Consider the following 20,964-nt stretch of genomic DNA (forward strand, 5'->3'; position numbering starts at 1 on the left):
TGACCTGCCTACTCATGGGATGGCCTGTGTGACAGGGGGATGTGCCAGCGGGCTGGCCAGCAGAGCAGCAGCCAGGCCAGGGCCAGTGGCCAGGGGTAGAGCTCCTGGTGGGGCCGAGAGAGGATCTGGGGCCGGGCGAGGGGCTCCAGGGTGTCGATGGCCTGGTTGATGGCGGCGAGATCGCCCCGGTTGCGGGCGCGAAAATAGCGGCCTCCTCCCAGCGTCGCCAGCTGCTGCAACAGGGCTTCATCCAGTTCGGCACTGGGATCGGCGTCCCCTGCGGGCGCGGCGAAGGTGTCGGGGTCGGCGCCCACCCCCAGGGTATAGAGACGGATGCCGGCTTTGGCGGCGAGCCTGGCCTCGGTCAGGGGATCCGCATTGCCCGAGGTATTGCGGCCGTCCGTCACCAGCAGCAGGGCGGTGGGGCGGGTGGGGTCGGCGTGCTGGCGTGCCAGCAGGATGGCTTCCCCCAGGGCCGTGGTGCGCCCCACCAGATCGAAATCGAGCTCCCTGGCCAGGGTGAGCAGAGCCCCGGTCTCCTGGGTGAGGGGGGAGAGCAGATAGGCGTGATCGGCAAAGACGACGAGGGCGATGCGATCCCCCGGGCGGGAGGCGACAAGGTTGCTTATCTGCTGGCGCACCGCGGCAAGCCTGTCCGTTTGCTCTCCGTCATCCAGCATGTCCTGGGTGCGCATGCTGTCGGAGAGATCCACCGCCAGGATGAGGTCCCGGCTGCTCTGGTAGTGAATGATCGGGGGCTCCTGCCACTGGGGGCGGCACAGGGCCAGTACCAGGGCGCACCAGCAGAGCATCATACGCCACAAGGGCTGCCCCGTCTGGGGCTGGAGCAGGGGAAAACCTCCATGAACGAGCCGGTTTCCTCCCTTGCGCCCCTTCATGGGAGGCAGGCCGAAGCGCACCAGCAGCGGCAGGGCGAGGGCGAGGGAAAACCAGGGCCAGGCGAGGATCATCGCGTACCCTCCGGGGAAGGGGCCCCTCGCTTGCTTGCCGGGAATCGCGGCGCGCTGACGCAGCGTCGCCCCCAGGCGAGATAGGCGAGGCGCAATCTTTTGCGCTGCGCCTCATCGGGCACGCTGCCCCCATAGAGCCAGAGCGGCCACTGGGCGGCAAACCGGGAAAAATCGCTCCCCCCCTTGCTGTCCAGCCAGGCGAGCCAGGCCTCCCCTTGCAGGGGGGCCGCCTCGGGCCAGCGGGCCATGGCCGCTTCTCGCAGGGCATCCTGCAGCCTAGGGACGAGATCGTCTGCCTGCCAGTCTATCCGGTGCGCCCAGCGGCGCTGGCGCAACAGGGTGAGGGCCGTCATGGCGATCAAGCAAGCTGCGATCGCCGCGATCAGCAGCCCCCCGAGGGCCATCAGGCGAGGATCCTGTGCAGGCTCGAGAGCGGGGCCTTGGTGGATGTCACGCAGCTCGGCACGGATGGCTTGCAAGGACTCGCTGGACGAGGGCTGGCGATATGCATCCGGTGCGGGCACGCCCTGCTCCCCCCTCAAAACAGACGGCATCCGCCCTCCTGCCACTGGCGTTGCAGGGTGGCGCCGTTGTCGAGGCGATAGAGGCGCGTCACCAGGGGCAGCAACTGCTGGCGACAGGCCTCGGCCTGTTCGTCGGCCGCCTTCTGATAGCGGGCGCGAAAGCGGAGGTCTTCTCCCGCGAGCCAACCGCTGTGTCTGCCTGCCTGCACTGCCAGCTGCCCCTGCTCGGGCAGGGCGGCTTCCAGGGGATCGCGGATCTGCCAGTAGTGGATGTCGTGGCGCGGGCGAAGGCGTTGCAACTGCTGGCAGAGTGCCTGGTCCGGTGCCTGGTGATGGCTTATCAGGGTCAATCTGGCCCCGTGGGGCAGGGTGAGTCGTGCCAGGGTCTGGGCCAGCGTCCTAGGCTGGGGGGCGCGATCCAGCCCTGCCTCGTAATGGCGGCAGAGCGCTTCCAGCAGAGGCATGAGAGAGCCGCGCTGGTGCTCTGTGTGGGGGACTGCGCCCTGGCAGATCAAGGTATTGGCCTGTTTCTCCCCCTGCCAGAACAGGGCTGCGGCCAGCTCGCAGCCAAGGCGGGCCTTGAGCTGGGCGCGGGAGCCAAAGTACATGGCAGGTGAGAGATCCAGCAGCAACCAGTGGGCCTGATCCTGCTCTTCCCCGTAGAGGCGGGTGTGGGGGCGGCCGAGGCGGGCGGTGACCCGCCAGTCGATGTGACGCACCTCATCACCGGCCTGATAGAGGCGAAGCTCCCTGAAATGGAGCCCGGGCTGGCGTCCGATACGCCCCTGGGGCGCCTGATGAATGCGGGCACGCTCGCCCTGGCGCGTCCAGAGGCGCACCGCCAGCAGCCGCTCGAGGGTGAGGGTGATGTCGGGGTGATCCCGGGGCTCGGCGACGGGGGTCATGGCGATAGGGCTGCCTGTGGGGGCCGGCTCAGGGGCATGGAATGGCATCCAGCAGCAGGGTGATGAGCGCCTCGCTATCGAGGTTGTCCGCCAGCGCCTGATAACTCGGGATGAGGCGGTGGCGCAGCACGGCTGGCGCCAGTTGCTGGATGTCTTCGGGCAGCACGAAGTCGCGCCCGGCGAGCCAGGCCCGGGCCCGTGCGGCTCTTGCGAGGCCGATGCTGGCTCTGGGGCTGGCCCCCACCGCGACCAGGGGGTCTAGCTCGGGGCACAGGCCGCTGCCGGGGCGGGTGGCGCACACCAGTTGCACCAGATAGTGCTCGAGGCGCCCCTGCATCTGTACCCCCTGAACGGCGGTGCGGGCTTCCAGCAAGTCGGACTGGCTCAGGGTGACCGGCGGCGTCGGCAGGGCGTCGCCGCGGGCGTTGAGCTGGAGGATGGCCAGCTCCATGGCGGGGCTGGGGTAATCCACCAGCAGCTTGAGCAAGAAGCGATCGAGCTGGGCCTCCGGCAGGGGATAGGTCCCTTCCTGCTCGATGGGGTTCTGGGTGGCGGCAACCATGAAGAGGGAGGGCAGGCGCCAGCTCTTCTTGCCCACGGTGATCTGGTGCTCGGCCATGGCCTCCAGCAGGGCGGACTGCACCTTGGCCGGCGCCCGGTTGATCTCGTCCGCCAGCACCAGATGGTTGAACAGGGGGCCGGGTTGAAACACGAAACTCGCATCCTGGGGATGGAAGACCTCGCTGCCGGTGAGATCGGCAGGGAGCAGATCCGGGGTGAACTGGATACGGGCAAAGCGCCCCTCCACGGCCCCGGCCAGCGCCTTGACCGCCCGGGTCTTGGCAAGACCGGGGGCCCCCTCGATCAGCACATGTCCTTCACATAACAGGGCGATCAGCAGCCCCTCGATGAGGGGGCCCTGTCCCAGGATCTGGCTGCCCAGATAGTCTCCAAGTGCTCTGAACTCGGCCGCTGCCATGCGATAAACCCGTTGTTTTTATGGAAGTTGATCTTTTTATACCCCAGTTGGCTCACAAGGGCGAGGGAGGGTGGCAAGATGGGGACAATTTAGTTTCAATCAGCCGTATGAAAGTTGTGATTGGATTGTTAAGATGTGGCGCAATGAGGTCAGACCTCTGCCTTTTTAACCCAAGGAGCCAGGATGAAACAGCCATTGAAACTGACGACTCGCCAGGGCGAACGGATAGCCGTCGTGGCGGGTCTGCGCACCCCCTTTGCCAAGCAGGCCACCGCTTTTCACGGCGTGCCTGCGGTGGATCTGGGCAAACTGGTGGTGAGCGAGATGCTCGCCCGCACCGATCTCGACCCCAAGCTCATCGACCAGCTGGTGTTCGGCCAGGTGGTGCAGATGCCGGAAGCGCCAAACATCGCCCGGGAGATCGTGCTCGGCACCGGCATGAGCGTCAGCACCGATGCCTATAGCGTGTCGCGCGCCTGCGCCACCAGTTTCCAGGCGGTGGCCAATGTCACCGAATCCATCATGGCCGGCACGGTGGACATCGCCATCGCCGGCGGTGCCGACTCCTCTTCCGTGCTGCCCATCGGAGTCAGCAAGTCTCTGGCCCGCGCCCTCGTGGATCTCAACAAGGCGCGCAACCTCCAGCAGCGTTTCAATATTCTGCGCCGTCTGCGCCTGAAGGACCTGCTGCCGGTGCCCCCGGCCGTGGCCGAGTACTCCACCGGTCTCTCCATGGGGCAGACCGCCGAGCAGATGGCCAAGACCCACCAGATCAGCCGCGAGGCGCAAGATGCGCTGGCCCACCGCTCCCACACCCTGGCGGCCGAAGCCTGGGCGCAGGGCAAATTGAGTGGTGAGGTGTTCACCGCCCACGTGCCCCCCTACAAGTCGCCGCTGGAGCGGGACAACAACATCCGTGAAAGCTCCGATCTGGCGAGCTACGCCAAGCTCAAACCGGTCTTTGACCGGGCCCACGGTTCGGTGACGGCCGCCAACGCCACCCCGCTCACCGACGGCGCCGCCGCCGTGCTGATGATGCGCGAAGGGCGTGCCCGCGAGCTGGGTCTGGAGCCGCTGGGTTACATCCGCAGCTTCGCGTTTTCCGCCATCGATGTCTGGCAGGACATGCTGATGGGCCCCTCCTATGCCACGCCGCTGGCGCTGGACCGTGCCGGCATCACCCTTGGGGATCTGACCCTCATCGACATGCACGAAGCCTTTGCCGCCCAGACGCTCGCCAACCTCAAGATGTTTGCAAGCGCCGAATTTGCCCGTGACAAGCTGGGCCGGGATCAGGCCATCGGCGAGGTGGACATGGAGAAGTTCAACGTGCTCGGCGGCTCTTTGGCCTTTGGTCACCCCTTTGCCGCCACCGGGGCGCGCATGATCACCCAGACCCTGCATGAACTGCGGCGCCGGGGTGGGGGATTGGGGCTCAACACCGCCTGTGCGGCGGGTGGGCTGGGTGTGGCCATGGTGCTGGAGGTGGAATGATGAGTGCCAAGACTTTTTCTCTGGATATTCGTAAAGACGGCATCGGCATCCTCACCATGGATGTGCCCGGTGAGAGCATGAACACCCTGAAGGCCTCCTTTGCGGACGAGATCCGCACTCTGCTGGCCGAGGTAAAAGGGAACGGGGATCTGATCGGCCTGGTGATCGTCTCCGGCAAGAAGGACTCCTTCGTCGCCGGGGCCGACATCGCCATGCTGGCGGCCTGCACCAGCGCCCAGGATGCCGAAGCGCTGTCCCGGGCCGGACAGGACGTGTTCGCCGAGATCGAGTCCCTGGGGATCCCGGTGATCGCCGCCATTCACGGCCCCTGCCTTGGCGGCGGGCTGGAGCTGGCGCTCGCCTGTCATGGCCGGGTGGTGACCGATCACGGTAAAACCGTGCTGGGCCTGCCGGAAGTGCAGCTCGGCCTGCTGCCGGGCTCCGGCGGTACCCAGCGACTGCCGCGCCTCATCGGGGTGGCCAAGGCACTGGATCTGATGCTGACCGGCAAGCAGGTGCGGGCCAAACAGGCCAGGAAGCTCGGGCTGGTGGATGACATGGTGCCCCCGTCCATTTTGCTGGAGGCCGCCATCAAGCTTGCCAAGAAGGGCAAGCCGCGCCACCACCTGAAACGGGATCTGCAGGGCAAGGTGCTGGAGACCAACAAATTTGGTCGCAAGGTGCTGTTCGATCAGGCCCGCAAGGGGGTCAAGGCCAAGACCCGGGGCAACTACCCGGCGCCGGAGCGCATCATCGAGGTGGTGCGCATCGGCGTGGAGGAGGGGATGCAGGCCGGCCTGCAGGCCGAGGCCCGCCACTTCGGCGAGCTGGTGATGACGCCGGAATCCGCCGCTCTGCGCTCCCTCTTCTTCGCCACCACTGAGATGAAAAAAGAGGTGAGCTATCAGGGGGCCGAGCCGCGCAAGGTGGGTCATGCCGCCGTGCTGGGGGGCGGCCTGATGGGGGGGGGCATCGCCTTCGTCACCGCCACCAAGGCGGGGGTACCGGTGCGGATCAAGGATGTGGCGAGCGCCGGCATCGGCAATGCCATGCGTTACAGCTACGACCTCCTCGCGAGGAAGCTCAAGCGTCGCCAACTGCTGCGCAGCGAGCTGGAAAAACAGATGAGCCTGCTCACCGGCACCCTGGACTATTCCGGTTTCCACCGGGTGGACATGGTGGTGGAAGCGGTGTTCGAGGACATCAACCTCAAGCACCAGATGGTGCAGGACGTGGAGCGCGAGTGCGGCGAGCACACCGTGTTTGCCTCCAACACCTCCTCCCTGCCCATCCACCAGATCGCCTCGGCGGCGACGCATCCGGAGCGGGTGGTGGGGCTGCACTACTTCAGCCCGGTGGACAAGATGCCGCTCGCCGAGATCATTCCCCACGCGGGTACCAGCGCCGAGACGGTGGCCACCACCCTGGCCTTCGCCCGGGCCCAGGGCAAGACCCCCATCGTGGTGAAGGACGAGGCGGGCTTCTACGTCAACCGCATCCTGGCGCCCTACATGAACGAGGCGGCGCGCCTGGTGCTGGAAGGGGAGCCGGTGGAGGTACTGGACGGCGCTCTGCTCGACTTCGGTTTCCCGGTCGGCCCCATCACCCTGCTGGACGAGGTGGGGATCGACGTGGGGGCCAAGATCTCCCCCATCCTCGAAAAAGAGCTGGGTGGCGAGCAGTTCCAGGCGCCCAAGGCCTTTGACAAGCTGCTGGAGGACGATCGCAAGGGGCGCAAGAACGGCAAGGGCTTCTATCTCTATGGCAAGGCGGCCCCGCGCAACAAGCTCACCGGCAAGGAGGGCAAGAAGACGGTGGACGCGAGCGTCTACGACGTGCTTGGCGTCAAGCCCCAGGCCAAGCTGGCCAGGCAGGAGATCGCCGAGCGCTGCGTGCTGCTGATGCTCAACGAAGCGGCCATGGCCCTGGATGGCGGCGTGGTGGCCTCGGCCCGGGACGGCGACATCGGCGCCATCTTCGGTATCGGCTTCCCTCCCTTCCTGGGCGGTCCGTTCCGCTACATGGACAGCCTCGGCATCGACTATCTGGTGGGGCGTCTTGAGCACCATCAGAAGCGCTTTGGCGACCGCTTCGCCCCCTGTGCGCGGCTGAAAGCGATGGCGGCGGAGCAGCAGACCTTCTACTGATGGCTCTCGACGGCATGCATCTAGCGAGGCGACCCCAAGGTCGCCTCGCTTTTTGTTGGGCGTACCTTTCCGGTTTGGGGCGAGGGGCGAAGAAAAACGGGGCGGGGAGGGGTAAAACCTTGATCTGGCGCAAACTGGTGCCCCATTTATTACTTTGGTGGCATAGGACTCAGGCGCGGGTTGAGGTCAAATAGTCTTATCAGGAACGGGGGCGACCCCGTCACGAAAGGGACACCCATTTCACTGGATGAAGGACACACTATGAGTCTGCTTGAACACACCATCTGGACTGTATTGGGGTATGGGGCCATGCCCTTTATCTTCCTGAGCGGGTTCGTGGCAGTGGCAGTGACCTGCTGCCTGCTGCTCAATGCCTTCGGGGTCAAGTCCGCCGAGAAGTGAGTCACTCTCGTTCATGCCGCCAAATGCCAGTCTCACGACTGGCATTTGTTTTTTGTGTCTTCTGAAGCACTTGCCCGCCCCTGATGGGGTAAAGGGAGCGCAAGACGGTCGAACCCGGCGGCCATTTTGATTACACTGACGCCCGGCATGTCCGCCCCCTTCTCTTTTATCAGGTATTCACGACTTCTATGGCGCTCAAGGCAACCATCTTCAAGGCCCAGATCAGCTTGTCTGACATGGATCGCAATCTCTATCAGGACTTCTCCCTCACCCTGGCCCGTCACCCCTCCGAGACCGACGAGCGCATGATGATCCGCCTCGCGGCCTTCGCCTGGCATGCCGCCGAGCGGCTGGAGTTCACCAAGGGGCTCTCTGCCGACGACGAGCCCGAGCTCTGGTGCAAGAACTACTCCGACGAGATTGAACTCTGGATTGAGCTGGGTCAGCCGGACGAGCGCCGCCTCAAGAAGGCATGTAACCGCTCTCGCCAGGTGGTGCTCTACCTTTATGGCGGTCGTGGCACCAGCGTCTGGTGGAAGCAGAACCAGGGCAAGCTCGGTCTGCACGACAACCTGAGCGTCATCGAACTCTCCGACAGCCAGACCCTGCCCCTGGCGGCCATGGTGGAGCGCACCATGCAGCTCACCTGTACCATCTCCGACGGCCAGCTCTGGGTCAGCAACGGCAGCCAGGAGGTGACGCTGGACCCCGTGGTGCTGATGGGACGCCCGGCCCGCGAACTGTAAACGGGATACCCATGTTCAGCGCCCTGCTCAATATCGTCATTCCCGTGTTTGCGGTGGTGGGCCTTGGCGCCCTCTATGGGCGGCTGCGACCGGGCGGGGCCCTGGGTTATGTCAACCGGGCCAATATCGAGCTCTTTACCCCGGCACTGGTCTTCTCGGCCCTGGTGAAATACCCCCTGGATCTCGCGGCGCACCTGCCCCTTGTGGGGGCCGGTGCCCTGGTCATCCTGCTGCCCGGCTTGCTGCTCTCCCTGCTCAAACTCAAGGAGATAGAGCGGGCCGCACTGATCCTGCCCGCCATGTTTCGCAACACCGGCAACCTCGGCATTCCGCTGATGGTGCTCGCCTTTGGCGAGCAGCAGCTCGGCGCCATCGTCATCCTCTTTGTGCTCTCCAACCTGCTCCACTTCTCGGTGGGCATGTTCATCCTCTCGGCCAGCAGCTCCCGCTGGCTCTGGCTGAGAAGCCCCGTGCTCTGGGCCGCCTTCGCCGGGCTGCTGGTGGCCAACCTGCATATCCCGCTGCCGGAATACCTGGTGACCAGCGCCGCTCTGCTCGGCCAGATAGCGGTGCCCCTGATGCTGTTTGCCTTAGGCATCCGGCTGATGGAAGGGGAGCTGGATCACCTGGGGCTGGCCATCAAGTGCAACCTGCTCTACCTGCTGGCGGGGGGCCTCTCCCTGGGGCTCGCCGTCTGGCTGCTGCCCCTCGAACCTGACTGGATACCACTCCTGATGCTGTCGGTGGCGCTGCCCCCGGCGGTGCTCAACTACATGCTGTGCGAGCAGTATCAGTGCCAGCCCGACAAGGTGGCCAGTATTGTGCTCGGCGGCAATGCGCTCTCGGTGCTGGTGATCCCGCTGGCAGTCTGGTTGGCGCTGCATCTGGGGAGTTGACCCGGCACTGTCTTCCTCTTCAAGGACGCCCGATGGCGTCCTTTTTATTGCTATCGTGCATGTCCGATGTTGTTTTGCTCATCGAGTACAGCCGAGCTTGCTCGCGTATCTGACAAGGTTTTGAAGCCGGTTTAGCCGGATAAGGCAGAGAGTTGAAGGGGGAGAAAAGGGAATAAAACAGGGCGGCCTTGGCCGCCCTGTTTAGTGATGGGGATGGCCATCCTTGCGCAGCTGGGAATAAAGGCCAACTCCCGCCAGCAGCCCGGCGAGGGCCAGCAGCCACCAGATGGCGGTGGCGGGGCGGCTGCCCGCATCCCCCAGCATAAAGCCGATGAGCAGGTTGCCAAAGAGCGCCATGCAGCCACCGGCGCTGGCATAGAAGCCGTAGTAGCTGCCGAGCTGCTCAGGGGGAGCGTAGCGGGGCAGTTGGGCGGCGAACAGTGGGAAGCAGAGGATGGAGCCCAGGGAAAGCAGGGCCACCTGCGTCAACACGCCTGCCGTCGGCCAGGGTGCCAGCAGGGGCAGGGCGAGATAGCTCAGGCCCATCATGCCTATCCCCAGTCCCATGGCGAGCGGTACTCCCAGGCGGCGCTCCACCAGGCGGGAGGCCGGGAGCTGGAGCAGAACGCCGATCACCGCCGAGAGGGTGAAGACGCCGCCGAGCAGGTGGGTGGCGTCCGGCAGGCTCTGGATATGGGCGGGGAGGGCGAGATAGAGCTGGTGGAACAGGATCTGGTAGCTGCCTGCCAGCAGGGTGAACCCCATGAAGGGGCGCTGGCGCACTATCTCCCCCCATTGGCGCAAGATGGCGCCACGGGGGCTCTGGTTGCTCACCGGGCGTTTGGGCAGCCCCCGGTATTGCAGCACTCCGAGCAGAGCGAAGAGGCTCGCCGCCAGGATCCCCGTCAGGGCATAGCTCTGTTGGGTCAAGGTGAGGCCGACCAGGGGGCCGAGCAGCATGCCCGCCTCGCTGGCCAGATTGTGCAGGGCGAAGGCGCGCTGACGCTGGCTCGGGTTGTGGCATTCGCTGGCAAGGTAGGCCTGGGCGCAGGGGGTGAACAGAGCCCCCGCAAAGCCGGTGAGGGCGGCGGCCAGCAGCAGGATGGGCAGGGACTCGGCCCAGCCCAGCAGCACGAAGCCCAAGGATCGTACCAGGCAGCCCCAGACGATGGCGGGATGGTAGCCGATGCGATCCCCAAGGGTGCCGCCCAACAGGAAGAGCCCCTGCTGGCTGAAGACCCGCATCCCCATGACGAGGCCGCAGGCCCAGCCGGCCAAGCCGAGTCCGCTGCCCATGTGCTGGGCGAGGAAGGGCATCATCATGTAGAAGCCGAGGTTGAAGGCGAGCCCATTGGTGATGAGCAGGCGGGCGGCCGGGCTCATGCCCTGCCAGTCCCGCCAGTAGGAGGCGCCGTTCATCTTGCAGTCACCTCGGGGCCGGCTGCGGGCCAGGCCGAGGGCGCTGCCATGGGTAGGCTCGCCATCATGATCTGCGCACGGTTCTGAGGAAGGGAATGCCGCGCTGATCGTGGCTTATCTGCACCGGCACCTGATAGAGGCGCTCTATGAGGGGAGCGTCGAGCACCTGGGCGGGGGGGCCGAAGGCTTGCAAGTCGCCCCCTGCCAGCACGATCAGCTGATCGGCAAACTGGGCCGCCAGGTTGAGATCGTGCAGCACCACCAGGGTGATCCACTGCTGCTCCCGGGTCTGCTGGCACAGGTGCTCCATCAGTTGCATCTGGTGATGAAGGTCCAGGGCGCTGACCGGCTCGTCCAGCATCATGATGCGGGGATCGCGCAGCAGCACCTGGGCGAACAGCACCATCTGCCGCTGGCCGCCGCTCAGGGAGTAGAGGGGGCGATCCGCCAGATGGGCGATGCCAAGGGCCTGCAGGGCGCGGCCGGCCGCCAGGATGTCCTCGTCCGCCAGACGCATGGAGAGGCTGTCGAGGCGCCCCAGCACCACCACTTCGATAACGCTGAGATCCAGCTCCAGCTGGATGTTCTGGGGCATGTAGCCAAACTGCTGGCGCCACCTGGCCTGCGTCATCTGGCGGGCACTCTGGTCCCCGAGACGAATGTCGCCACTGTCCGGGGTCAGTTCACCAAAGAGGGTGCGCATCAAGGAGGTCTTGCCGGTCCCGTTCGGGCCGATGATCACATGGACCTGACCCGGATGCAGAGTGAGGCTGAGATCCCGCAGCAAGGTCTGCTGGCCGAGGGAGAGGGAGAGTCGGGATATTTCAAGCACGTTTACGCCCCCTGCCGAGGATCAACCAGATGAAGAAGGGCACGCCAATGAGCGCAGTGACGATGCCGATGGGGAACAGGGCCCCCGGAATGATGGACTTGGAGAGCACCGAGGCCGCCGAGAGCATGCAGGCGCCGCACAGGGCGGAGAGGGGGATCAAAAAGCGCTGATCTTCCCCCACCAGCATGCGGGCGATATGGGGGGCCACCAGGCCGACGAAGCCGATCACGCCGACGAAGCTGGTGGCGGTGGCGGTGAGCAGGGCGACCAGCACCAGGGTCTTCATGCGCAGTCTGTCGACGTTGACCCCGAGGCTGCGGGCGCGGGCTTCCCCGAGGCGCAGGCTGGTGAGGGCCCAGGCATCCCGGTAGATGAGCAGGGTGCAGATCAGGGTGACGACGGCGGTGATGATCAGGGAGTCCCAGGTGGTGCGCATCAGGCTGCCAAACAGCCAGAACAGGATCTGCTGGTTGAGCTCGGGGGAGGAGAGGAACTGCAGCAGGGAGAGCAGGGACTGGAACAGGAACAGCAGGGCGATGCCCGCCAGGATCAGGGTCTGGCTGCTGACATGGCGCATCATGGCCAGACCAAACAGCAGGCAGGCGGCAAACATGCACACAATGAAGGCACCGGCCGGGATGGCCACCAGGGGAGGAAGTCCGAGGCCGCCGGTGTAGAGGGCCAGCGCCGCGCCAAGGCCCGCCGCCGCCGCGAGCCCGAGGGTATAGGGGCTGGCGAGGGGGTTGTCCAGCAGGGTCTGCATCTGCACGCCGCCAAGGCCGAGAGAGGCGCCGACCACCAGGGCCATGAGGGCGATGGGCAGGCGCATGTCGTGGACGATGGTGCGGGTCATGGGATCGGCCTGGGCGGGGGAAACCAAGGCATCGATCACGTCGTGCAGGGCCAGCAGGGAGGGGCCGGTGGCGATGTCGAGCACCAGGGTAATGCACAGGACCAGGGCGAGCAGCAGGAGCCAGTGCCAGCGACGGCGCTCCCGTTGCCGCTGCCGGGCGAGGGTCTGCTGCAGGGCAGCCAAATCATTCATGATGTCAATCCTGAAACGGGCGCCGCAAGAGGCGCCCACACAATCCAAGAGGGTTGCTGAAGAGGGCGTGGCCGAGGTGGGCCACACCCGAATTGCCGGGGTTAGCTTGCGTCATCCTGCTTGATGCCCAGCATGAAGGTGCCCTGGGGACGGATGGGCAGATAGTGCTGATAGAACGCCTGATAGGTGGCCAGGGGATCGAGATCCTGGAAGAGATCCGGATAGAGGGCCTTGGCCATGAACTCGATGAGGGCGGCATCCATGATGCTGCGGGTGGCGCCGTGATAGACCGCGTAGAGGCGACCCTCCTTCACCGCAGGCAGCTCGCTCCAGCCCGGACGGGCGGCAAAGCCTTGCAGACGCTGGCGCACGGTCTCTGCCGACACATCCTGGCCCACCTGCATGGCGACAGCACTGCTCACGCTCTCGTAGCCCGCCATCAGGATCACCTCGGGCTTGCTCGCCAGCAGTTGTTCCGGGTGGATGGGGCCCCAGCGATCGACGAAGGGGGCGGCCACGTTGTCGCCACCGGCCAGCAGGGCCATGGCGCCCCACATGTCCTTGCCATAGGTGTAGCTGTACTCGGCCGGGCCCTTGTCACCCAGCTCGATGTAGACCCGGGGCGGCGTGCGCTTCGCGGCGGCAATGCGGGAGGTGATGGTGTCAATCTTGGCCTTGTACTCGTCGGCCATCTTCCGGGCGCGGGCCTCCTGGCCGGTCAGCTTGCCAAGCAGCAGGGTGCTCGCCATGTGCTGTGCCAGGGTCTGGGCGTTGTAGTCGATGACCACCACCGGGATCCCCGCCTGCTCGAGGCGTGGCAGGTCCGCGGCCAGAGCTTCATATTGCCACTTCGCCAGGATCACCAGGTCGGGCTTGACCGCCAGGGTCTTCTCGATGGAGAAACTCTGATCCTGCACGTTGCCAAGGTCCGGGACCTTGGCCAGTTGTGGCTGGCTGGCCACGTAGAGAGACCAGATGGCGGGACGGGACTTCATGAACCAGCCCAGGGACATGCCCACCAGGCGTTCGGCCCCGCCTTCACCGGCCACCGCCAGGTAATCTTCGGGATAGAAACCGAGCACGATGCGGTTTGCCGGAAGGCTGAGGGAGACCTTGCGGCCCATCACATCTTCCACTTCAACGGGGGGGGCGGCCTGCGCCATCCAGCTCACCAGGACGAGCTGGCCGAGCAGCAGCAACTTTGCCAGGGGGTGACGAAACATCTTGTAGCACCTCGAGAATAGAGACGGTCAAAAAAGAAAGTGAGAACTATTGCCATTCGCGAGCGCAAAAGCAACAAACGTTTGTGTCATCCCCTCTCTTGTTATTTCTGTCATTACTGGAACCGGTTCCACAAGAGCACCAGGAGAGAGTCCCATCCCCCGGTTTTCTGCCTTCTCGGGCCACGAAGGGGGGGCGCCCGGTATGGCGCCCATGGATTTGCCCATGATTCGGAGTCTGTGAGTGGCGCTGTTCACGAAATGGTACCGGGCAGAGGCCTGCGTAATGCTCACCCGTCTGCCCCGGAGCCGATGTCGATCCTGACGGAGGCAGCCAGCAGGGGCTGGGGGGCGACAACTTCTTGCGCAGCGATGGCAGACACTGCCCATTCGGGTATTGCCCGTCACCTTGGCGCAACATTTTGTTGGCATTGTTAGCCAGCTCGCAGCAGCCCCGGCGCCGACGGGGCAGAGTGGGCGCGCAGTTTCGGCCGGGGGCTGACATGCCTCCCGTTGATGGCTGCATCCAAGGTGCTGCGGCCCGCCTTGTGCGGGGCGCCAATAACATGATCTGCAAATAAAAAAGGAAACTGACCATGTCAGGAAGACACTCTCTGGTGGCGCTGGCCGTCGGGCTGGCCCTCGCTGGACAGGCACAGGCGCAACTGCTCATCACCGAATACCTGGAAGGCTCGGGCAACAACAAGGCGGTGGAGCTGAGCAACCTCGGCAGCGACGCCGTCGATCTCTCCCAATACCGGCTGGCCCTCTACGCCAACGGCAAACCCATCACCGATGCCCCCACCAACAGCCTGGCGCTGCAAGGCACCCTCGCCCCGGGCGCCACCCTGGTGCTGGCCAACCCCTCTGCCAATGCCGAGATCCTGGCCAAGACGACCCAGACCAGCGGCAACCTGGTGTTCAACGGTGACGACGCCCTGGTGCTCTATCGCGGCAGCGAGATAATCGACAGCTTCGGCCAGGTAGGGGTGGATCCGGGCACGGCCTGGGTGTCGGGCAATGTCTCGACCCTGGACATGACCCTGCGCCGCAAGGCCACCGTCAGCATCGGCCGCACTGATGCGACGTCGCCTTTTGATCCGGCGCAGGAATACGTGGCGGCCCCGAAAGATGACGCCAGCGGCCTGGGTTGCAGCGGCGATGGTCCCTGCGATGGTACCCAGCCGCCCGCCTTCGTCTGCCCGGTGGACAACCTGGTGCCGGTGCCCGCCATTCAGGGCCCCGGTACCAGCAGCCCCCTGGTGCCGGCCGGCAAGTTTGAATCGGAACAGGCCTATGCCACTCGCGGTGTGGTAACTCAGGTAGTGAGCGGCCTCTACAAGGGCTTCTTCATTCAGGACGAGCAGGGGGACGGGGACCCGGCCACCTCCGACGGCCTCTTCGTCTACAGCACCAAGGCCAACGCTGCCGTCGTGCCGGGGGCCGAGGTGTGCGTCTCGGGCAAGGTGAAGGAGTATTTCAACCAGACCCAGATCAACGCAGACGATCTGGTGGTGACTCGGCCCGCTGGGGCAGTGCCGGCGGCAGTGGATCTGCTGCCGGTGGCGGGCGAGAGCCTGAGCCAGCTGCTGGAGCGTCACGAGGGGATGCAGGTACGGCTGGTGCCCGGCTCCAGCCTGGTGGTGACCCGCAACTTCAGCTTCGATTACGACGGCAAGCGCAACAACCTGGTGCTCTCTTATGGCGCGCCGCTCATCAAGTCGACCCAGAAATTTGCCGCCATGAGCCAGGAGGCGAGCGACTGGGCCCTTCGCAACCAGCAGAACCAGCTGGTGGTGGAGACCGACGCCAAGGCGCCGGATGGCGTGCTGCCCTGGTTCCCCGGCTTCAACGCCGAGGACGGTTACCTGCGCATCGGCGACAAGCTCAACGGGCTGGAGGGGGCCCTTGGTTACTCCTACAACCTGTTCAGGCTGGTGGCCAGCAATCGCATCGACGCGAGCCAGATTGATCACAGCGGCTGGGATCGGGTGGAAACCCCCGAACTTGCCGAGGCGGGGGATCTGCGGGTCGCGAGCTTCAACGTGCTCAACTTCTTCACCACTGTGGTGGGCGGGGATGCCAACCCCACCGGCAGCAACCGGGGCGCCTTGACGGTGGCGGAGTTCGAGCTGCAGCGCACCAAGATCGTCAGCGCCATCACCCGCCTCAATGCCGACGTGGTGGGGCTGATGGAGATCGAGAACAACGGCTACGGCGACAACTCCGCCATCGCCAACCTGGTGGCGGCCTTGAACGCGGCCCTGCCGGACGAGGCGGATCACTACCGCTGGATTGCCTCGCCGGATGGCAAGCCCATTGGCACCGACGCCATCACGGTGGGGCTCATCTACCGACCCGCCAGCGTGAGCCCGCAAGGGGCCGCCAGCCTTATCGCGCTGCCGGTGCAGCAGGCCGAGGCGGTGGACGCCAGCGGCAAGCCGGTAGCCATCAACCAGGGGATGCGCGAGTCGCTGGTGCAGCGTTTCAGCTCGCCCAAGGGGGATGCGCCGCTGACCCTGGTGGTCAACCACCTCAAGTCCAAGGGCTCCGCCTGTTTCGAGGATTACCCCGACTACGCCACTGCCGATCCGCTGGATGGCCAGGGCCACTGCAACGCGCTGCGGGTCTCCGCCGCCAAGGTGCTGGGGGAGCACCTCAAGGATCTGGCCGGGGATCTGCTGCTTATCGGTGACATGAACGCCTATGGCATGGAAGATCCCATCCGGGTGCTGACTGACTATGACCCGGCCGCCCAATCGCGCCAGATCATGAGCGCCTCCTTCACCACCCTGGCGGGCCAACCCTTCGAGGAGAGCGGCAGCGCCCTTGGCAAGGGGTATGGGTTTGTGAACCTCAACACCCGCTTCCATGGCACCGACACCTACTCCTACAGCTACGAAGGGGAGCTTGGCAACCTGGATCACGCCCTGGCAAACCCGAGCCTCGCGGCCAAGGTGATCGGCATCGAGGATTGGCACATCAACTCCGCGGAGAGCAACTTCTTCGAGTACGGCAGCAAGTACAGCGGCCAGTTGGCGAAATCCGAAGGGCCCTTCAGCGCCTCGGATCACGATCCCGTGCTGGTAGCCATCCAGTATCCGCTGCCGCCCGCCGGGGTATTGAGCCTCGAGAGCGCCGCTGCGAACGTGGAGGAGGGGAATACCTTGTCCCTGAGTGTCAGTCGCAGCGATGGCAGCCACGGGGAGGCGAGCGTGAGTTATCGCATCGTCCATGGCAGCGCGGACGCAAGCGACGTGGCACCCCTCACCGGTACCCTGCACTGGGCAGCTGGCCAGAGCGAGCCCCAGACCATCAGCATCCCGGTGAAAAGCGACACCCTGCACGAGGGGGACGAGACCTTTACCCTGGAGCTGTTTGACCCGAGTGGCGCGACCCTGGGGGCTCAGCACCAGACCCTGGTGACCATCAAGGACAAGCTGGCGCCGTCCACCATCTCGCTGGCTCAGGCCAGTATCACGGTGAACGAGGGGCAGTGGTTTGCCGAGATCCCCCTGGTGCGAAGCGGCGATCTCAGCAAGCCGGCCCGGGCCCGGGTGGCCCTTGACGGGGTCACGGCGCGCTGGGGGCTGGATTTCCTGCCCTGGTTCAGCCAGACCGTGAGCTGGGCCGCGGGCGAGGGGGGCAGCAAGTCGGTCAAGGTGCTGATCATCGATGACTGGTTTGTGGAGCCCACCGAGCAGTTCAGGGTGGGCCTCGATCGGGTGGAAGGGGGCCAGCCCGGCGCCTTGCAGCAGACCCGGGTCGACATTCTGGACAACGACAAGTCCTGGTGGCCCTTCGGTCGCCACTGAGGATGACGTCTAAATATAAAAAGGGGCCTGCGGGCCCCTTTCTTAGTTGGGAAGACGTTTGTTGGGAAGACCTGTTGCAGACAGGTTGGGTTGCGAAGATGAAAAAGGCCCACCGTCATGGTGGGCCTTTTTCATGGCAGGGCGCTCCTAACGGAGTATCAACCCTGCGCGTTGCTCAGTACCAGCTTGCCATCCTTGACTGGAATGGTGGGGCCGGGTTGCTTCTCCATGCGTACCACCCCTTCCTGGCCGGCGAGGCGGTAGGTGACGTCATAGCCGATGGTGCGGGTGCTGCTCTCCTGCACCGTCTTGCAGCGCTGCTCCGTGGTGGTGTAGGTATCACCCGCCTGCATGTTTCCCTGCACCTGATTCCCGGCATAACCCCCTGCCACGGCACCGGCGGCGGTGGCCACCTTCTTGCCGCTGCCACCGCCAAACTGGTGGCCGACCACGCCGCCCAGGGCTGCGCCAACCACGGTACCCAGGATCTTGTGCTCGTCCTGCACCGGCTTGCGGTGGGTCAGGGTGACGTTGCGGCACTCCTGACGCGGCGTCTTGATGGTCTCGGTCACCGGCTTGCTGGCCAGCACCTCGGCAAACTGGGGCTCTGATGAAAACAGGGATCCGCTGGCGACCGCCGACAATGCCAGCGCAGAGGCCACACCGATCCCGACACCTGCCAACATGGATTTGTTCATCACTCTTCTCCTCGTACGCATACCCGTTGAGGGCTTGGGATCATTCTTCGCATTTTGCGCCGCAGGCTCAAGGCAAGGGCCACGGTATCGCGACAGGGGCTGACTGCGCAAAAAGTGACCGCGCAAAAATAGCGTCGGCGATTGGCGACAGGGAGAGCAGGGCCGAGGGCCCTAAGACGTTTCGCTAATACCTGTGATCTGCCCCCCTTGATACCCTTTCATCCGGTTCCAGCCGGCATCCTGGCCCCGCATCAGGGCGCAATGCCGGTCGTGGTGAACCGCGAGAGCCACCCCGTTTTGTGTCCCTGTGAGGAAGGATCCGATGACAGAGCAGAACATGTACGACGCCGGCCTTGGCAAGACGCCCGCCAATTTCGAGGCGCTGACCCCCTTGAGCTTTCTGGGGCGGGCCGCCCGGGTCTATCCCGACTATCCGGCGCTGATCCACGGGCCCCTGCGCCAGAGCTGGGCCCAGACCGAGCGGCGCTGCCGCCAGCTCGCCTCGGCCCTGCGCCGTCGCGGCATTGGCGAGGGGGACACCGTTTCCATCGTCGCCCCCAATGTGCCGGCCATGTTCGAGGCGCACTTCGGGGTACCCATGAGCGGCGCTGTGCTCAACACCATCAACACCCGGCTCGATGCGGACGCCATGGGCTTCATCTTCCAGCACGCCCAGATCAAGGTGGTGCTGGTGGACCGGGAGTTCGGCGCCGTGGTGCGAAAGGCGCTCTCTCTCATTGACAGCCAGCCCCTGGTGATCGCCATCGACGATCCCCTCTACCGGGAAGGGGAGCTGGTGGGCGAGCTCGACTACGAGGGGTTCATCGCCCTGGGGGACGGGGACGAACCCGGCTGGCTGCCGGCGGACGAGTGGCAGGCCATTTCCCTCAACTACACCTCCGGCACCACGGGGAACCCCAAGGGGGTGGTCTATCACCATCGCGGCGCCCACCTCAATGCGGTCAACAATGCCCTCTCCTGGGAGCTGCCCAAGCACCCCGTCTACCTCTGGACCCTGCCGATGTTCCACTGCAACGGCTGGTGCTTCCCCTGGACCCTGGCGGCCACCGCCGGGGTGAGCGTCTGTCTGCGCCACGTGCAGGCGGCGGCCATCTACGGGGCGCTGCGCGAACACAAGGTGAGCCATTTCTGCGCCGCCCCCATCGTGCTCAATATGCTCAACAATGCCGATCCGGCCCTCAAGCAGGGACTCGACCACCCCGTCAAGGCGATGACGGCGGGGGCTGCGCCGCCCGCCACCGTGATCGCCGGCATGGAGGCCATGGGGATCGCCGTGACCCATGTCTATGGCCTCACCGAAACCTATGGCCCCTGCGTGGTGTGCGAGCCGCAAAGACACTGGCAGGGGCAGGATGCCACCACCCTCTCCCGTCTCAAGGCGCGCCAGGGGGTGGCCTCCCCCCTGCAAGGAGAGATGCGGGTCATCAACCCCGTCAGCGGCGAGCCGGTCCCCATGGATGGCAAGACCCTGGGAGAGATAGTGCTGCGGGGCAACATCGTCATGAAGGGCTACCTCAAGAACCCGGCGGCGAGCGAGGAGGCGATGGCACAGGGATGGTTTCGAAGCGGGGATCTCGCGGTCTGGCACCCGGACGGCTATGTGGAGATCAAGGACAGATCCAAGGACATCATCATCTCCGGCGGGGAGAACATCTCCAGCCTGGAGGTGGAAGACGTGCTCTATCGTCACCCCGATGTGGAAGAAGCCGCGGTGATCGCCATGCCGGACGAGACCTGGGGGGAGGTGCCCTGCGCCTTCGTCAAGCTCAAGGAGGGGCGCGAGCTCACCCAGGCCGAGCTCATCGGGTTCTGCCGCGAGCAGATGGCCCACTTCAAGGCCCCCAAGCGCATCATCTTCACCCCGCTGCCCAAGACCTCCACCGGCAAGGTGCAGAAATTCATGCTACGCAAGCAGTTGGCGTGACGACAAAGGCGCCGCGCCATCAACGGGCCTGCGGGTCCGTTTTGTGTTGCGCGATGCAAAGAAGCAGGGCCTCGCCGGTAGCGGTCGCCAGCCAACAAGACGTGCCTTTTGAGCCCGTCCCGGCTTACCATGGCCGCCATGTCCCGCCAGCTTGAGGATGCCTGTGAGAAAATCGGACCGACTGTTTCAACTGACCAACCTGCTGCGGGCGCATCAACCCCTGACCGCCCGGGAGCTGGCGACGCGCCTGTGCGTGTCGGAGCGCACCATCTACCGCTATATCGACGATCTCTCTTTGGCGGGCATTCCGGTTTACGGGGAAGCCGGGCTGGGCTATCGGCTGAGCGAGGGATTCGAAATGGCCCCGTTGCAACTGAGTGCGGCCGAGCTGGAGGCCCTCATCACCGGGGTGAACCTGGTGGCGGTGCTGACGGGCAAGGGGATGGCCGATCCGGCCCGCGCCCTGCTCGCCAAGATTGAGGCGGCCCTGCCCGCCAAGGAGGCTCGGGCACCTCGCGTCCCCGTGGTGCGGGTGCCTGACTATTCCACGGCGCAGCCTGCATACGCTCGCTGGGACAGGTTGCACGACGCCATCACGGCCGGTCACTGGCTGCACATTGGCTACCGGGATGCCAGCGCCAGCAGGACGGAACGTCAGCTCTTTCCCCTCGGGCTCTTTTACTGGGGCGGATGCTGGACGCTCGGCGCCTGGTGTGCGCTGCGCCGGGCCTACCGGGATTTCAGGGTGGATCGCATCGACACCCTGGCGCCGTGCCGTCAGGGGGAAGGGGCGCCCCCTGGCGCGACCCTGGCCGATTACCTTGCCCTGCGCCAGTCGGATGCGTTCCTCCCTGGGGGCAGTGGCGCCGAAAAAGTCATTCAGGACTGACACAAGGCTGTCAGTAGCCCTTCGTTATGCTGGGTTC

17 protein-coding genes are annotated in these 20,964 nt (G+C 65.2%); 8 read left to right on the top strand and 9 right to left on the bottom strand.

Annotation, left to right across the window (positions count from 1 at the left end):
- Window positions 1-8: 8 nt before the first annotated feature.
- The 4 genes from AB5Y51_RS13325 to AB5Y51_RS13340 are packed head-to-tail and all read right to left on the bottom strand — an operon-like array spanning window position 9 to window position 3,379.
- On the bottom strand, window positions 9-971 hold the full coding sequence (locus AB5Y51_RS13325) for a VWA domain-containing protein (RefSeq protein ID WP_324026363.1): 963 nt from the start codon (window positions 969-971) through the stop codon (window positions 9-11).
- Window positions 968-1,525, bottom strand: a complete 558-nt coding sequence (locus AB5Y51_RS13330; protein WP_223931090.1) for a DUF4381 family protein — start codon at window positions 1,523-1,525, stop codon at window positions 968-970. The genes AB5Y51_RS13325 and AB5Y51_RS13330 overlap by 4 nt, the downstream gene beginning before the upstream one ends.
- The gene (locus AB5Y51_RS13335) at window positions 1,510-2,400 is read right to left on the bottom strand and encodes a DUF58 domain-containing protein (RefSeq protein ID WP_324026361.1); all 891 of its coding nucleotides are present in this window, start codon (window positions 2,398-2,400) and stop codon (window positions 1,510-1,512) included. The genes AB5Y51_RS13330 and AB5Y51_RS13335 overlap by 16 nt, the downstream gene beginning before the upstream one ends.
- Window positions 2,401-2,428: 28 nt before the next feature.
- A complete protein-coding gene (locus AB5Y51_RS13340; RefSeq protein ID WP_039039116.1) occupies window positions 2,429-3,379 on the bottom strand; it encodes a MoxR family ATPase in 951 nt (316 codons plus the stop codon).
- A gap of 183 nt (window positions 3,380-3,562) precedes the next feature.
- Between AB5Y51_RS13340 and fadI the strand changes: the two genes are divergently transcribed.
- The 5 genes from fadI (at window position 3,563) to AB5Y51_RS13365 (ending at window position 9,064) form a co-directional block, all read left to right on the top strand.
- Window positions 3,563-4,873 carry an acetyl-CoA C-acyltransferase FadI gene (fadI, locus tag AB5Y51_RS13345; RefSeq protein ID WP_010674668.1) on the top strand — a complete coding sequence of 437 codons (1,311 nt, stop codon included), beginning with the start codon at window positions 3,563-3,565 and terminating at the stop codon, window positions 4,871-4,873.
- A complete protein-coding gene (gene fadJ, locus AB5Y51_RS13350; protein ID WP_368178574.1) occupies window positions 4,873-7,020 on the top strand; it encodes a fatty acid oxidation complex subunit alpha FadJ in 2,148 nt (715 codons plus the stop codon). The genes fadI and fadJ overlap by 1 nt, the downstream gene beginning before the upstream one ends.
- 261 nt (window positions 7,021-7,281) lie before the next feature.
- On the top strand, window positions 7,282-7,422 hold the full coding sequence (locus AB5Y51_RS13355) for a TIGR02808 family protein (RefSeq protein WP_010674670.1): 141 nt from the start codon (window positions 7,282-7,284) through the stop codon (window positions 7,420-7,422).
- A gap of 188 nt (window positions 7,423-7,610) precedes the next feature.
- Window positions 7,611-8,168, top strand: coding sequence for a YaeQ family protein (locus tag AB5Y51_RS13360; RefSeq protein ID WP_010674671.1), 558 nt, complete (start codon window positions 7,611-7,613; stop codon window positions 8,166-8,168).
- Window positions 8,169-8,179: 11 nt separating this feature from the next.
- A complete protein-coding gene (locus AB5Y51_RS13365; RefSeq protein ID WP_319909140.1) occupies window positions 8,180-9,064 on the top strand; it encodes an AEC family transporter in 885 nt (294 codons plus the stop codon).
- 201 nt (window positions 9,065-9,265) lie between these two features.
- On the opposite strand, the gene AB5Y51_RS13370 is transcribed toward AB5Y51_RS13365, so the two are convergent.
- The 4 genes from AB5Y51_RS13370 to AB5Y51_RS13385 all read right to left on the bottom strand — a co-directional run bounded on the left by AB5Y51_RS13370 (window position 9,266) and on the right by AB5Y51_RS13385 (window position 13,583).
- Entirely contained in the window at window positions 9,266-10,483 is a 1,218-nt protein-coding gene (locus tag AB5Y51_RS13370; protein ID WP_368178575.1) for an MFS transporter, read from the bottom strand.
- A gap of 64 nt (window positions 10,484-10,547) precedes the next feature.
- The gene (locus tag AB5Y51_RS13375) at window positions 10,548-11,315 is read right to left on the bottom strand and encodes an ABC transporter ATP-binding protein (RefSeq protein ID WP_041215201.1); all 768 of its coding nucleotides are present in this window, start codon (window positions 11,313-11,315) and stop codon (window positions 10,548-10,550) included.
- Window positions 11,308-12,360 (bottom strand): iron ABC transporter permease, encoded by a 1,053-nt coding sequence (locus AB5Y51_RS13380; protein ID WP_010674675.1) that lies wholly within the window; start codon window positions 12,358-12,360, stop codon window positions 11,308-11,310. Before AB5Y51_RS13380 ends, AB5Y51_RS13375 begins: the two co-directional genes overlap by 8 nt.
- 101 nt (window positions 12,361-12,461) lie before the next feature.
- The gene (locus AB5Y51_RS13385) at window positions 12,462-13,583 is read right to left on the bottom strand and encodes an ABC transporter substrate-binding protein (protein WP_039039122.1); all 1,122 of its coding nucleotides are present in this window, start codon (window positions 13,581-13,583) and stop codon (window positions 12,462-12,464) included.
- Window positions 13,584-14,176: 593 nt separating this feature from the next.
- Between AB5Y51_RS13385 and AB5Y51_RS13390 the strand changes: the two genes are divergently transcribed.
- A complete protein-coding gene (locus tag AB5Y51_RS13390) occupies window positions 14,177-17,395 on the top strand; it encodes an ExeM/NucH family extracellular endonuclease (protein ID WP_368178576.1) in 3,219 nt (1,072 codons plus the stop codon).
- Between the two features lie 158 nt (window positions 17,396-17,553).
- Here the strand turns inward: AB5Y51_RS13390 and AB5Y51_RS13395 are convergent, their stop codons facing one another.
- A complete protein-coding gene (locus AB5Y51_RS13395) occupies window positions 17,554-18,093 on the bottom strand; it encodes a glycine zipper 2TM domain-containing protein (protein ID WP_010674678.1) in 540 nt (179 codons plus the stop codon).
- A 322-nt stretch (window positions 18,094-18,415) separates the two neighbouring features.
- Here AB5Y51_RS13395 and AB5Y51_RS13400 point away from each other — a divergent pair, with 322 nt between their 5' ends.
- Window positions 18,416-20,038 carry an acyl-CoA synthetase gene (locus AB5Y51_RS13400; protein ID WP_368178577.1) on the top strand — a complete coding sequence of 541 codons (1,623 nt, stop codon included), beginning with the start codon at window positions 18,416-18,418 and terminating at the stop codon, window positions 20,036-20,038.
- A gap of 190 nt (window positions 20,039-20,228) precedes the next feature.
- Window positions 20,229-20,927, top strand: coding sequence for a helix-turn-helix transcriptional regulator (locus tag AB5Y51_RS13405; protein ID WP_368178597.1), 699 nt, complete (start codon window positions 20,229-20,231; stop codon window positions 20,925-20,927).
- Window positions 20,928-20,964 lie beyond the last annotated feature (37 nt).

The sequence above is a fragment of the Aeromonas sp. R7-1 genome (assembly GCF_040908115.1).
Classification (GTDB): domain Bacteria; phylum Pseudomonadota; class Gammaproteobacteria; order Enterobacterales; family Aeromonadaceae; genus Aeromonas; species Aeromonas caviae.

Bases quoted from the DNA above. Each gene is read 5' to 3' on its own strand.
- AB5Y51_RS13325 (WP_324026363.1), bottom strand. From the start codon at position 971: ATGATCCTCGCCTGGCCCTGGTTTTCCCTCGCCCTCGCCCTGCCGCTG.
- AB5Y51_RS13330 (WP_223931090.1), bottom strand. From the start codon at position 1,525: ATGCCGTCTGTTTTGAGGGGGGAGCAGGGCGTGCCCGCACCGGATGCA.
- AB5Y51_RS13335 (WP_324026361.1), bottom strand. From the start codon at position 2,400: ATGACCCCCGTCGCCGAGCCCCGGGATCACCCCGACATCACCCTCACC.
- AB5Y51_RS13340 (WP_039039116.1), bottom strand. From the start codon at position 3,379: ATGGCAGCGGCCGAGTTCAGAGCACTTGGAGACTATCTGGGCAGCCAG.
- fadI (WP_010674668.1), top strand. From the start codon at position 3,563: ATGAAACAGCCATTGAAACTGACGACTCGCCAGGGCGAACGGATAGCC.
- fadJ (WP_368178574.1), top strand. From the start codon at position 4,873: ATGAGTGCCAAGACTTTTTCTCTGGATATTCGTAAAGACGGCATCGGC.
- AB5Y51_RS13355 (WP_010674670.1), top strand. From the start codon at position 7,282: ATGAGTCTGCTTGAACACACCATCTGGACTGTATTGGGGTATGGGGCC.
- AB5Y51_RS13360 (WP_010674671.1), top strand. From the start codon at position 7,611: ATGGCGCTCAAGGCAACCATCTTCAAGGCCCAGATCAGCTTGTCTGAC.
- AB5Y51_RS13365 (WP_319909140.1), top strand. From the start codon at position 8,180: ATGTTCAGCGCCCTGCTCAATATCGTCATTCCCGTGTTTGCGGTGGTG.
- AB5Y51_RS13370 (WP_368178575.1), bottom strand. From the start codon at position 10,483: ATGAACGGCGCCTCCTACTGGCGGGACTGGCAGGGCATGAGCCCGGCC.
- AB5Y51_RS13380 (WP_010674675.1), bottom strand. From the start codon at position 12,360: ATGAATGATTTGGCTGCCCTGCAGCAGACCCTCGCCCGGCAGCGGCAA.
- AB5Y51_RS13385 (WP_039039122.1), bottom strand. From the start codon at position 13,583: ATGTTTCGTCACCCCCTGGCAAAGTTGCTGCTGCTCGGCCAGCTCGTC.
- AB5Y51_RS13390 (WP_368178576.1), top strand. From the start codon at position 14,177: ATGTCAGGAAGACACTCTCTGGTGGCGCTGGCCGTCGGGCTGGCCCTC.
- AB5Y51_RS13395 (WP_010674678.1), bottom strand. From the start codon at position 18,093: ATGAACAAATCCATGTTGGCAGGTGTCGGGATCGGTGTGGCCTCTGCG.
- AB5Y51_RS13400 (WP_368178577.1), top strand. From the start codon at position 18,416: ATGACAGAGCAGAACATGTACGACGCCGGCCTTGGCAAGACGCCCGCC.